General features: G+C 43.4%; 9 protein-coding genes. 3 read left to right on the forward strand and 6 right to left on the reverse strand.

The annotated features are described in order from the left end of the window. Positions 1-6: 6 nt before the first annotated feature. Genes G8O23_RS06315 through G8O23_RS06325 form a run of 3 tightly spaced genes read right to left on the reverse strand, consistent with a single transcriptional unit; the run spans position 7 to position 4,387 of the window. Complete coding sequence (locus G8O23_RS06315; RefSeq protein WP_166362913.1) at positions 7-657, reverse strand: DsbA family protein; 651 nt, start codon at positions 655-657, stop codon at positions 7-9. Continuing rightward, positions 641-3,802, reverse strand: a complete 3,162-nt coding sequence (locus tag G8O23_RS06320; protein ID WP_166362914.1) for an AsmA family protein — start codon at positions 3,800-3,802, stop codon at positions 641-643. The genes G8O23_RS06315 and G8O23_RS06320 overlap by 17 nt, the downstream gene beginning before the upstream one ends. 51 nt (positions 3,803-3,853) lie before the next feature. Continuing rightward, positions 3,854-4,387 carry a peroxiredoxin family protein gene (locus G8O23_RS06325; RefSeq protein ID WP_235942257.1) on the reverse strand — a complete coding sequence of 178 codons (534 nt, stop codon included), beginning with the start codon at positions 4,385-4,387 and terminating at the stop codon, positions 3,854-3,856. Between the two features lie 337 nt (positions 4,388-4,724). Here G8O23_RS06325 and G8O23_RS06330 point away from each other — a divergent pair, with 337 nt between their 5' ends. Continuing rightward, positions 4,725-6,131 carry a T9SS type B sorting domain-containing protein gene (locus G8O23_RS06330; protein WP_166362917.1) on the forward strand — a complete coding sequence of 469 codons (1,407 nt, stop codon included), beginning with the start codon at positions 4,725-4,727 and terminating at the stop codon, positions 6,129-6,131. A gap of 146 nt (positions 6,132-6,277) precedes the next feature. Continuing rightward, positions 6,278-7,924 (forward strand): AMP-binding protein, encoded by a 1,647-nt coding sequence (locus G8O23_RS06335; RefSeq protein WP_166362918.1) that lies wholly within the window; start codon positions 6,278-6,280, stop codon positions 7,922-7,924. 79 nt (positions 7,925-8,003) lie between these two features. On the opposite strand, the gene G8O23_RS06340 is transcribed toward G8O23_RS06335, so the two are convergent. The 3 genes from G8O23_RS06340 to G8O23_RS06350 form a co-directional block, all read right to left on the reverse strand. Continuing rightward, positions 8,004-8,462 (reverse strand): peptidylprolyl isomerase, encoded by a 459-nt coding sequence (locus tag G8O23_RS06340; RefSeq protein WP_166362919.1) that lies wholly within the window; start codon positions 8,460-8,462, stop codon positions 8,004-8,006. A gap of 85 nt (positions 8,463-8,547) precedes the next feature. Then, positions 8,548-9,234, reverse strand: a complete 687-nt coding sequence (locus tag G8O23_RS06345; RefSeq protein WP_166362920.1) for a cytidylate kinase-like family protein — start codon at positions 9,232-9,234, stop codon at positions 8,548-8,550. A gap of 164 nt (positions 9,235-9,398) precedes the next feature. Next, positions 9,399-11,555, reverse strand: coding sequence for an elongation factor G (locus tag G8O23_RS06350; protein WP_166362921.1), 2,157 nt, complete (start codon positions 11,553-11,555; stop codon positions 9,399-9,401). 517 nt (positions 11,556-12,072) lie between these two features. Between G8O23_RS06350 and rpsL the strand changes: the two genes are divergently transcribed. Continuing rightward, the gene (rpsL, locus tag G8O23_RS06355; RefSeq protein ID WP_166362922.1) at positions 12,073-12,453 is read left to right on the forward strand and encodes a 30S ribosomal protein S12; all 381 of its coding nucleotides are present in this window, start codon (positions 12,073-12,075) and stop codon (positions 12,451-12,453) included. Positions 12,454-12,477: the final 24 nt, after the last annotated feature.

The following is a 12,477-nucleotide window of genomic DNA, read 5'->3' on the forward strand; positions in this document are numbered from 1 at the left end:
TGAATATTACTTATTTAGATTTGTTGCGATAATCTTATCGAATTTTTCGAAATCCTGAAAACCAGTGTATATTCTGTTTCCAACTATGAATGTTGGTGTTCCCTTTAGGTTTAAAGCGCTATAGTCAGTCAAATTCTGGTTAAGGTATTCCTCGGCCTCTCCGCCAAGTATGCATTCGGCTACAAATATATCTCGATCGATGAACTCGTTTACCATATCTCTGAACTCGTGCGTTGCAACTACCTTGCTGTCGGCGAGTAAAAGCTGGTGAAGATATTCGTAGTTTCCATATCTGTTAACACAAACGGCTGTCTTCATAGCATCTTGAACATCAGTGTTGCTAGATTTTACTGTTAATCGCATTATAAGTTTCACTTTCCCACCATCAATATATTTCTTTTTTATGAGGGGAAATACTTCGGTGAAGAATAGGGTACAGTAGGTGCAGCTGTAGCTTGAGTACATATAAATTGCAAGGTTTGCGTTGTGATCGCCAAAAACGATATCCAAAGGTCGGCTTTCGAGAACGCTACTTCCTATTGAAACCATTTCTTTGTAAGAACGATAGCTGTAAATTCTATGTCCAATAAGAACCAGTAATATAGCCGAAATGCTAATGGCAATTATGTAATTCCATTTGCTACTTGTCCTGCTCATCTGCACTTTCCCTGTTTCTTTCACCTCTATCAATATTGGTATTGTAGCTTACCAACCTTGGGTTAAATATTAGGCTCAAACCTCTTTCGTTAACCCTAATGGTTGTACTCATGGTTCGCTGCAGCCTCTTGTTGTCGAATCCGTGTTTAGTGTTGCCATCGCGCTTGAGCGAAACCAGGTGAAGCCCTCTACGGTTTGAGTCATCTTCGCTACTAAAGCCATCCTGCTCCATTCCCTGCTGCTTAAGCAGCCTGTCCGATTTACCTAGGAGCACATCGCTTAAGAACAGGGTGAGGTGATACTGGTAGTCCTCTCCAAAGCTTTGCATTCCCATTGCAGAGATATCTACAGCAGTGCTAACAATGTCTGTTTTTGGAAAGTACACATTGTTGTTGTAGATAAAGATGCTGCTTTCGAGGGTTCGGAAAACTATGTTGTCGAGCTCGCGTAGGTTGGTGAATTTGGCTAGCTCCATGGCGGGCTCAAAGTTATATATGCCACCATCCTCAAGTTTAAAGTTACCCCTCAGGTTAATCTTGTCGTAAAGTATGGTGGTATCCTGCATCTGTATGCGGCCATCCACCGAGCTGGTTAGCTTACCGCTGATGTTCTCGTGGGTAAAATCTTCCTGTCCAAAGTTTTCGCCATCAACCAGCAGCTGGTGGATATCCATACCAAATATTTCGTTCTTAAAGAAGATGCTGGTTAGGCTATCGATTCGGGTATCGTAAACTGCCGAGGTTACCATGCTGCCCCCAAAGGCGTCGAACTTAAACTTGTCGATTACGTAGAGGTACTCATCAACCCTAAATAGGGTAGACAGGTTTTTCATCTCAATATTCTCGTACTTCACGCTATTAACCGCAATGCTTCCTCTAACTATGTATGGTGGAATAAACATTGGCTCCTCTTCGGTAGTAGGTTCCGCGTTTTCTTCTCGTCTTACTCTTTCTCCATCGGCCCTTGCCACCTGAGCATTACCTATGCTTTGCTGCGCCGATGCCTCGGGAACCTCAGTTTGAGTGGAGTCGGTTTCAACAAGGTAGGCAAACGGAGCGTAATCCAAATCGCCCAGCTTTATGTGTGTTTGCACAATTAGGGTTTGGTCTTTTTGCTCAAGCAGGAAGGCTTTGTAGGCATTCCAAACCTCGGTAGAGTCCATCCAGAACTCTATGCCATGGGCTTCGCCGTAAAGATTGTCAACCCGAATGGTGTCGTCGGCCATGGCAAAGTCGAGCATAAAATTATTGATACGAACCAGGGTGTCGTCGAACATCTCGAAGTTGAAATCGCGCACCTGTGCCGATAGCTTGCTCTGCTCAAAGGCAATGGGCATTATTTGCTCCTCTATTGAGTCGAGATGGACCGTGCCATACGATATAAGGCTCATTTTGATTTTACCCGATATATCTTCAACTAACGAGTCGGGGATAAACGGGCGTAGCTCATCTAAATCGATACTAGCGCGGGTATCGGTTTTAAAGGTTACGTTCTCGAGCCCCTTAACGTAAGTCTTCCCTTCGATAATATTGTTACCCATTTGAATATAGTAGGCGTCAAGATCCATCCCCATATTATCCATATCGCGCACATACCCTAGTATTGTTCCCGAAAGCGATGAGTTTTGCAAAGCAACTCCGTAGCCTGGCGCTTCAAGCGAAAGGTCTTTAATGCTGATGTGCTTGTTGGGCCTGTAGGCAAAGCTAACATTAAGATTCTTCACCTCATCAATGGAATCGAGGGCTGTGGAAAGGTTTTTCACCTTAATGTCTAGGCTGGTGCGCTCCAGGAAGTAGTCGGCGCTCTCCATCCCAAGATCGTCAGGTAGTACACCTCTGGTGGCAAAATTGAAAGCCAGTGTTCCTGTTAGGTACTCAACAGTGCTATCGGGGATAAAGCTACTAAACTCATCGAAATTAACGTGACCGCTAGTTTTTACGTTGTAGCTAGGTTTGTCGAGGTTCGATGCACTAAACGCCATGTCGATATAGCTGCTTTGAGTGGCTACACGCATATCTTTAAACTGTGCGCTTATGGTTGAAAAATCGTTAGGATCGATAGCTGTTACCGACCCGTCGAACGAGATATGTTTAATTTCGGGGTAGTCAGTGGTTTTTACAAATCCTCTCTTCATCGACATGTTGGCTATAACCTGGGGGAGGAGTAACGTGTCGTAAACGTATCCATTCAGCTTGGCATCGAGTTGTATTTGTCCATCTACTTCAACAACCCCAAATTCCTGAAGCATCTCTGCTGTGGCGTACTTGCTCAGCTCCTTAAGGTTAACATCGTTGAGCGCAAGGGTCATATCAACAAAAATTGAATCGCCAAGGGTGGCCAGTCCGCTAGCATTAAAGCGGGCACCATCGGTTATCAGCGAAAGCGATTCGAGGTTTAGGCGGCCGTCGTCGTAATCGAGGTTGAATCCCAGCGAAGTTTTCTCCATCAGGTGCAGGTTATAACCGTCGAACTTGGTGTCGGTTACGTAAACCATCCCCTTAACCTTACCTGCGTAGTGATCGTTAAGTATGCGGCCCGAGATTTCAAGATCTGGAATTTGAATTGTTGCCGCTGCTTTCATCTGCAAATCGGTGTACTGTATGTTGACATTGCGAATGGTGAGATTGCTAAGCAATACATCGAGCGCTGTTGCTGTGGTATCGCTGATTGGCTCTTCAACAATTGTGGTGTCCGATTCGGTTGCCATCAAAAAATCGATATTGGAAACCCCTGTAGAATCGACAAAATATTTGAATGAAAATCCTTCAATTTCAATGCTCTCAATTTCCACCTTGCTCTTTAGCAAGGGTTTGGTTTTTAGCGAAACAAATAGCTTGTTCAGGCTTACCAACGTGTCGCCAAACTCTAGGTTGGTTGTGTCGGCAGGGGATGCACGGTGTGTTCCCAGCCTGAACCCATCAAACTCAACGGTAGCATAAGGGAACTTTCGGAAGAGTAGTAACGATACGTTGTCTACCTTTACAGGAGCGTCAATCATCTTGCTAACCTCTTTAAGCGCCAGCCGAGTAATGGTGTTCTCGGAGTGTAGGGCAATAACCACTAGTGTAATAACCAGTAGTAGTATTGAGATGATTGAGATAAGTAGTACTTTCCCTGTTTTCTTCAAAACTTTTGAGATCTTCATTGGGTAAAAGATGTTAGCGTTTCTATTTTAATCTTACTTATCGATGCCAGTTTATCTCCATAAACTCCTGAACCAGCTCGATTTTAATTTTTTAAGCGTAGCATCAAGCTTATCGCCTCGGAGGTTAACTTCAATAATTACGCCGTCTCCGTCAACAAGGAAGCTGGCCGGAATCATCCGCACACCATAGTCTTTGGCGGGTGTGCTGCGCCACCCTTTTAAGTCGCTCACGTTGGTTGGCCACTCAAGTTTATCGTCGGCAATGGCTTTAAGCCATGAATCGCGATTGGTGTCGAGTGAAACGCTCAGCACAGTGAACCCATTCCCGTTTTCAAACTCTGTATCCTTGTATTCATGGTAAGCGGCTACAATATGAGGATTTTCCCTACGGCAGGGAGCACACCATGATGCCCAAAAATCGACAAGAACCATTTGCCCTCTTAGGTCAGATAGTTTAACCTCTTTGCCTTCGGGGGTGCTTAGTACAATGTCCTTAGCAACCTCACCAATTGTAAAGTTTTGAGCCATCGTTACACTGGCAACTAAAAGAATTGCAAAAGGAAGTGCGTGTCGTATGGTTTTCATAACTAAATAGTTGCTTTGTTTTTGTTGGCTTTTATCTCCCAACGTATTAGGGATGTTAAACATAGACAAAAAAATGATAATCTCCACCGTGTTCAATCAAAAACTTGGCCATTTTCAATAAGTATTGTTGCTGTTGATATAGTTTTTTGAAAACAATTTTTTTATTCCGATGTACTTAGCTGATGATTAATACAAAACTCCTAGATGCTTGTATGGCTAAACTAGTTAGCTAGGCAATAGCATGGAGGGGTTTTCGTTTCTTTTTATGATGAGTGAAATATGGTTTCCTCAAAAAATACTAATATTGTAGTCGATATATTTACCTAACTTATAGCCCATGCCTAGGAATTTATCCTCCATATTTTTAACACTATTCCTTGTTGTTACAGTTGTTGATGTTAATGCACAAATGTTTGCTCCTGATAGAGATTGGGCTTCAGCAACTAACTATGTTGGGCCTGTTGATCAGGATTCCATTTTTGTATTCTTTAGCCAGAATAGCCCTGCTTTAAGGGCTCAATTTTCCGATTCTTCTGCAGCAACTTACACTTGGTATAAGTACGATCAGCAGTACTCATATCAAGATAGATTTAGGTTAATGGAAGGCCTTTCCGATTCTGTTACCACCAATTTAGGTAGAGGTGGGTATAGGGTAGAGGTTGTTCGTATTGAGGACGATAGTACAGAAGTGTATACCGCCTGGGTAATGATAGATGATGTGGAGGTATTGGGCTTAAACGTTGTGCGTAATACGTGCACAGGTTTAGAGTTAGTCCTTAACACGATGCCCAATTTTTTTGATGTTAACTCCCTGTTTGCTTACAACGATCTATCTCTGGAAACCCACCAGGAGCGTAATGCGTTGGGCACCCAAGGATACTTTGCTAATCATCAATTCGAGTCTACCTCTTCCGATGTGGCTGTAAACGACAAGATTTATTCTCTCCCATTTATATACATTGAGTATGAGAACCAAATAAGCGGGAGGTTTCATGGTCCGCTTTTCTCTTCGGCATATCGCTTTACACTGCAAAACCCTTTTGGTAGAGGAGCAGTAGAAGTGGCAACCGATGACGTTGAAGCGGTATCGACCAAGGCAGATTTTGAAATTAGGTTTTGGGATAACGACACGCAGAGCTTTGGTGGTGCAGAAAGTGGTGACGTACCTTCGGGTGAGGCATTGCTTGAGATGGAGCTCAAGAGCCTTTCGCTTAACTCCGATTCGTTGTACTGGCGAATTCATAACGATAAGCTACGAATAGCAAAGGGTGGCGACAGCCTCATTTGGCGCGATAGCTCCCTGTTCGACCAAAGGGTTGAGTCGTACCCCGAAAAGAAAAGGTTAATTCCAGGGTTTTACAATATTGAGCACACCTCGGTTAAAAAAACTAGTAACTTAATTTGTAGAGATACGTTGACTAAAACCGTTGAGGTAGACACATCCTTCATCCAGAACATTCCCAACGTGTTCACTCCAGGCGGTATGTACTCTCATTTTAAAATTTCCGAAGACGATTTACGTTCGCTAAAGTCCTTTAAAATTGTTATCCTAAGCCGTAGCGGGAGGCAGGTGTATCGCTATGTTGGCGACCCAAAGGAGTGGGAGGGATGGAATGGTAAAATTGATGGTACCAAAGGAGATGCACCCACCGGGGTGTACTACTATGTGATTGATGCTGTTGGTTGGGATGGTGTTAGGTATCGTAACGGGCAGTACAAGGGGTTTCTGCACCTTTACCGATGATTCTTGCAAAATCATTATAGAAATACACTGCCTCGTAACATTAAGATAAACAGGCGAATACCCTCTAATAATCGAGAAACAACATCGATCAGATGATGTTATATGTAAAAGTTTCATAAATTTGAATGGGACTAAATCATACAATTATGCTAAAAGAAACAGTAAGTCAGTATCTTGAAGATAGTATCAAGAGCAATTGGGACAACCAAGCACTTTCCGATTATAAAGGTGATAGCTTTGCATTTAAAGATGTTGCATGCACAATGCAGAGGCTTCATAAGTTTTTCGATGCGCTAGGGATACAACCTGGCGATAAGATAGCCCTAGTTGGGAAAAACTCGGCTCGTTGGGGTGTCATTTACCTGTCGGTTGTATCGTATGGAGCGGTTATAGTTCCCATTCTTCCCGATTTCAAGCCTGGCGATATACATGAAATTGTAAACCATTCCGACTCCATTCTCCTGTTTACAGAGCAGAGTCTGTTTGATACATTGGATTTTGATAAGATGCCTAACCTGTTGGGTTCGCTCCGTATAACGGGCTTTACCATTCAGGCACAACGGTCGGAAAAGTTATTAAAAGCGTGGGAAAACTCCGAGATTGATAGGGCCATTGGACAAGATTGCTCAAAATCCGACAGTTTTAGCCTACCCAAAATAGAGAACGATAAGCTCGCTGTTATTAGTTACACTTCAGGAACAACAGGGTTTGCAAAAGGTGTAATGATTCCCCACAACAGCTTGGCTGCCAATATTCGATATGCCCAGCGCAATATGCCCCTAAACCCAGGCGATAGAATCGTTTCTTTCCTACCGCTGGCTCATACGTTTGGCTGTGCTTTCGAGTTTTTATTCCCATTTACCCTGGGTTGCCATATCACCATTCTAACTAAAACCCCATCACCTCAAATTATTCTTCAGGCATTTGGCGAGGTTAAGCCATCGCTCATACTCTCTGTACCGCTGGTTATTGAGAAGATATACAAAAAGCAGGTGTTGCCAGCTATATCTAAACCAGCCATGAAGGTTATTCTTCGAATCCCCGGAATCAACAAACTGATTCTTAAGAAAATTAGGGTAAAACTCGAGGCTGCCTTTGGTGGGAATTTCAGGGAGTTGGTTTTGGGCGGAGCACCCTTTAATCAGGAAACTGAGAATTTCTTTAAAAAGATGAAGTTCCCATTTACGGTTGGATATGGGATGACCGAATGTGGCCCTCTAATAAGCTATATTAACTGGCGCGAGAATCCCAAGGGAGCCTCAGGTCAGATTGTGGATACCCTGGAGCTGAAAATCGATTCGCCCGATCCCATAAAGGTAGCTGGTGAGATAATGGTGAAAGGTGAGAATGTGATGTATGGTTACTACAAGAATAAGCAGGCTACCGATGAGGTTCTTGATGACGATGGATGGTTACATACTGGCGATCTTGGGCTAGTTGACAAGAAGGGTAACATCTTTATCAAGGGGCGAATAAAAAGCATGCTTCTTGGAGCTAGTGGTAAGAACATATATCCAGAAGAAATTGAATCGTTGTTTAATAATAAGTTTGGCGTTGGCGAAACAGTAGTTGTTCAGCGTAACGACAAGCTGGTTGCACTAATTTACCCCGATCAGGAGTATGTACAGAAGGAGAAGATAACCGAAGAGAACCTAAAATTGCTTTTCGATGAGTATAAGAAGGAGATCAACGAGCAGCTCCCTGGGTACATGAATGTATCGCAGGTTATAATTCAGTCTGAAGAGTTTGCCAAAACGCCTAAGCGTAGCATAAAAAGGTTTTTGTACAGTTAGGTGATAGGATAACGTCCAAACCCAAAAGAGCCTCGAATTTCGGGGCTCTTTTTAGTTTGGATACTATAAGGTTATGGATTTACTCCTCAATCACCACAATCTTTTCAATTTTATCACCTTGCCTTATATTGTCAATAACCTCAACGCCCTCGTATACCTTACCAAAGCAGGTGTGGTTTCCATCTAAATGGCTGGTGTTGTCGCGGCTATGGCAAATGAAAAACTGAGAGCCACCAGTGTTCCTGCCAGCATGTGCCATCGATAGTACACCTTTGTCGTGGTATTGGTTGTTGCCTTTTAGCTCGCAGTCAATGGAGTAGCCTGGGCCACCTGTCCCTACTCGCCTGTCGCTCATATCCTTTGAAAATGGGCAACCACCCTGAATTACAAAGTTTGGGATAACCCGGTGGAAGGCTAATCCATCGTAATAGCCCGACTCGGCAAGCTTTATGAAGTTTGCAACGGTGTTGGGGGCATCCTCTGTGTAAAAGTCTACTTTCATCACACCTTTGGGGGTGTGTATCTCTGCCTTTTTCATGCTTTTTAATTTTAATGATTATAATTTCACAGCCAGAGCCGCTAGGCTCCAACTCTAAGACCATGCGAAGGTAGCAAAATTGGCGCTAAAAAAGCGAACGCTCTTTGGCTAGGCTGTAAATTTGCTCAACAATCTCTTCGGTAGATAATCGTGATCGATTAAGCATCAGATCAAACAGCTCGTTGTCGGGTTTGTTCCCGCGGAAAAACTCCATGAACGTATCACGACGCTTATCGGTTTCGTTAACAAGTGAAGTTGCCTCAGTGGTAGTTAGATTAAACCGCTTTTTTATTACGTTAACTCTCCAGCTATGAGGGGCTATTAGGCGAATATGAATCGATTTTTTAATGTGCCTGGCGATGACGCATCCTGCCCGTCCAACAATAATGGCGTTACCTTGCTCCGAGTATGAGCGCACAATTTGGGCAATGGTTCTTTTGATTTGTATATCGCTAATGTACTTATCCTTGGAGAAAAGCGATACTAGGTCGCCCAGCATAGTTTTTTGCTCTGCTCCAAAAATGTGTGATATTTCGTTAGGCTTTGTCTCTAGCGCTTCGGAGGCATCATGCAGCACCTGATGGCTGACAAATACCCATTCGTCATTTGGCGTATGACCTGCATTAATTCTCTCAGCAAGTTTTTCACCTATTTCGCTACCATAGCATCCGTATTCTCTCGATATGGTGATAACTGGTCCAGGTTCAGGTTGCGAGTGCTCCTCTTCTCTTCGAACCCGTTCATGCATGTAGTGTAGGAATAGATTCTCCATATTTTTCTTTTAAATTTACAACAAAAATCATTGGTGTTGGTTCTTTGTGACCATTTTTTTGTTGATTTTCCCCGGAGACATACCCTTAGGTGGTTGGATATGAGGCTAAAAAAAGACCCGCAAAAAAAGTTGCAGGTCCTTTTTAGTGTATTATGGTTGTTAATCTATTCCTCTTCCGACTCCTCTTCGTAAGCTTTCAGAAGTTTATCCTGAACATCAGCTGGCACCTGCTCGTAGTTCGAGAACTTCATGTCGTAGGTGGCACGTCCGCTGGTTAGCGATGATAGTGCAGTTGAGTATTTTCCTAGCTCCGCAAGGGGTACTCGGGCGTTTAGCTTTTCGAATCCTTTAACGCTGTCCATACCAAGTATTATTGCACGGCGGTTCTGAAGGTCACTCATCACATCGCCCATTTTATCACTAGGTACAAGTACCTCCACCTCGTAAATTGGCTCCATAATTTTTGGCCCAGCATTTTTAAAGGCAGTCCTAAAGGCGTTTCTTCCAGCGAGTTTAAACGAAATTTCGTTTGAATCAACGGGGTGCATCTTTCCGTCGTAAACGGCAACGCGAATATCTCGGGCGTATGAACCGGTAAGTGGGCCTTCCTCCATCTTTTCCATAATTCCTTTAAGAATGGCGGGTAGGAAGCGTGCATCGATAGCACCACCAACAATACAGTTGTAGAACACCAATTTTCCGCCCCAATCAAGTTTCACTTCTTCCTTGCCACGAACGCTAACGTTAATCTCCTTGCCGTTCACCTTGTACTTCACGGGATCTGGCGCCCCTTCTACGTGGGGCTCTATAACCATGTGTACCTCGCCAAATTGTCCTGCTCCACCGCTTTGCTTCTTGTGGCGATAATCGGCCTGAGCAATCTTAGTTATGGTTTCGCGGTATGGGATTCGAGTGGGTAGGAAATCAACATCAATCTTATAGAGGTTAAGCAGCTGCCATTTTAAGATGTTCAGGTGGTGCTCACCCTGTCCGTAAAGAATGATTTGTTTTAGCTCCTTCGAGTACTCAATTACTATTGTTGGATCTTCCTGATGAGCGCGAGTAAGGTATTCGCCCATCTTCTCAGTATCCGATTCGTTCTTGGCTTTAATAGCTGTTCTAAACTTTGAATTTGGGAATGTGAGTGGTTCAAACTCGATATTCTTACCAGGGGCACAAAGCGTGTGGTTCGTTTTGGTGTTCTTAAGCTTAACGGCTGCACCTATGTCGCCTGCCACGAGCTCTGTAACCTTCTCCCTTTTCTTTCCAGCTACAGCAAATAGTTGCGATAGCCTTTCCTTGCCATCGTTGGTGCTGTTTACTAGATCCATCCCTTCGGTAATCTTCCCCGACATCACCTTGAAGTAGTTAATCTCTCCAATATGCGATTCAACAGCTGTTTTGAATACAAAAACCGAAGTGGGGTCAGTAGCTTGGCATTTCACCTCTTTGCCATCCTTAGTTTTTGAGCCAGGTAAATGGGCTGGACTTGGGCAAACATTTATGACGAATTCCATTAAGCGCTTAACACCAATGTTTCGTTTACCCGAAACACAGAATACTGGGAACAATCCGCGGGATAAAAGTCCGGCACGAATTCCAGCACGCATCTCATCTTCCGAAAGAGTACCTTGGTCGAAAAATTTCTCCATAAGGCTCTCGTCGTTCTCCGCTGCAGCCTCAATTAGCGCGTTTTGTAACTCAGAGGCCTTGTCCATTTCCTCAGCGGGAATGTCTAACTCCTCACGCTCACCTGTATCGCCCTTAAAACGGTACATCTTCATCATGAGCACATCTATAAATGAGTCGAAATCGCTACCTGCATTCACAGGGTACTGTACAATGGCAATTTTGCTTCCAAAGCTCACCCTAAGCGACTCTATGGTTTGTTCGAAGTTAGCCTTGTCATGGTCTAGCTGATTAACAGCAAAAAGCATTGGTTTTTCAAGCCTTTCGGTATGACGACCAAAAATTTCGGTCCCCACCTCAACGCCGTACTGCGAGTTAATAACCATTACGCCAACATCGGCTGGTCGCAACGATGATATTACGGCACCAACAAAATCGTCGGAGCCTGGGGTGTCAATAATATTAAGCTTGTGGTCTTTAAACTCGGTGTATAAAACCGTTGAGAAAATTGAGCGCTGATTCTGTTGTTCAATTTCGGAGTAGTCCGATACGGTGCTCTTTCCCTCAATTGTTCCTCTGCGATCAATTACTTTCCCTTCAAACATCATGCTCTCAGCTAGGATCGTTTTACCTACGCCAGTGTTACCCAAGAGGGCGATGTTTCTAATGTGTTCTGATTGATAGGTTTTCATGTAAACTTGCTTTTCTGCTGTTTGACAATATGGTGAATTAACTTTTCCTGAAAGTTTAAAGACTTTAAGGCGCCTTAAATAAATTAAAGCTCCCAAAAATAGTAAAAATTTGGTATAAACAAATATATAACCCCTATATCGTTAAGTTTTGATAAGACAAGCAGAAGTTGAAGGTGTGAATGCTGAAACATTTCCTAGAAACTCCTTTTTGATAATCAGCATTTAAGCGTACCTCTCGAATTTCAGTTGGTTGTGTTTGTTGAAAGTTGTGCAATGTAGTTAGGGCAGTGTAAACTATCTTTGAATCAAAAGGTTTTCATAATAATTAATTTGTAAATAATTGGTTTAAAGCCTTGGTGTTTTGGAAATAAGCTTCTACCTTTGCGCCCGCAATTTCAGGAGAGTGAAAGCTCTCGGAGTAAATAAATTGGGTCAAAAAGTTTTGGTTTTCAATAAAAAAGAATACCTTTGCAACCCATTTTTACAGAGAACTTTTTAATTTAATCAAGATGTATATATGCCTACTATTCAGCAACTAGTAAGAAAAGGAAGGACAACCATCGTAGAGAAGAGCAAGTCTCCAGCGCTCGATGCATGTCCTCAGCGTCGTGGGGTATGTGTACGCGTGTACACCACTACTCCCAAGAAGCCTAACTCAGCGATGAGAAAGGTTGCCAGGGTAAGGCTTACCAACGGTAAGGAGGTAAACGCTTACATTCCTGGCGAAGGGCACAACCTTCAGGAGCACTCAATCGTGCTTATCCGAGGCGGTAGGGTAAAAGACCTACCCGGTGTTCGTTATCACCTAATCAGGGGCACCCTTGATGCATCTGGAGTTGAAGGTCGCAATCAGCGCCGCTCCAAGTATGGAACCAAGAGGCCTAAGAAAAAAAGTTAATTAACAATTAAACAGGTTGTTTAA

Origin of the sequence: Perlabentimonas gracilis (genome assembly GCF_011174675.1) — a bacterium.
In the GTDB taxonomy this organism is placed as follows: Bacteria; Bacteroidota; Bacteroidia; order Bacteroidales; family Tenuifilaceae; genus Perlabentimonas; species Perlabentimonas gracilis.

What these genes read in the sequence shown, in the direction of transcription:
- G8O23_RS06315 (WP_166362913.1), bottom strand. Translation starts at nt 657, where the DNA reads ATGAGCAGGACAAGTAGCAAATGGAATTACATAATTGCCATTAGCATT.
- G8O23_RS06320 (WP_166362914.1), bottom strand. Translation starts at nt 3,802, where the DNA reads ATGAAGATCTCAAAAGTTTTGAAGAAAACAGGGAAAGTACTACTTATC.
- G8O23_RS06325 (WP_235942257.1), bottom strand. Translation starts at nt 4,387, where the DNA reads ATGAAAACCATACGACACGCACTTCCTTTTGCAATTCTTTTAGTTGCC.
- G8O23_RS06330 (WP_166362917.1), top strand. Translation starts at nt 4,725, where the DNA reads ATGCCTAGGAATTTATCCTCCATATTTTTAACACTATTCCTTGTTGTT.
- G8O23_RS06335 (WP_166362918.1), top strand. Translation starts at nt 6,278, where the DNA reads ATGCTAAAAGAAACAGTAAGTCAGTATCTTGAAGATAGTATCAAGAGC.
- G8O23_RS06340 (WP_166362919.1), bottom strand. Translation starts at nt 8,462, where the DNA reads ATGAAAAAGGCAGAGATACACACCCCCAAAGGTGTGATGAAAGTAGAC.
- G8O23_RS06345 (WP_166362920.1), bottom strand. Translation starts at nt 9,234, where the DNA reads ATGGAGAATCTATTCCTACACTACATGCATGAACGGGTTCGAAGAGAA.
- G8O23_RS06350 (WP_166362921.1), bottom strand. Translation starts at nt 11,555, where the DNA reads ATGAAAACCTATCAATCAGAACACATTAGAAACATCGCCCTCTTGGGT.
- rpsL (WP_166362922.1), top strand. Translation starts at nt 12,073, where the DNA reads ATGCCTACTATTCAGCAACTAGTAAGAAAAGGAAGGACAACCATCGTA.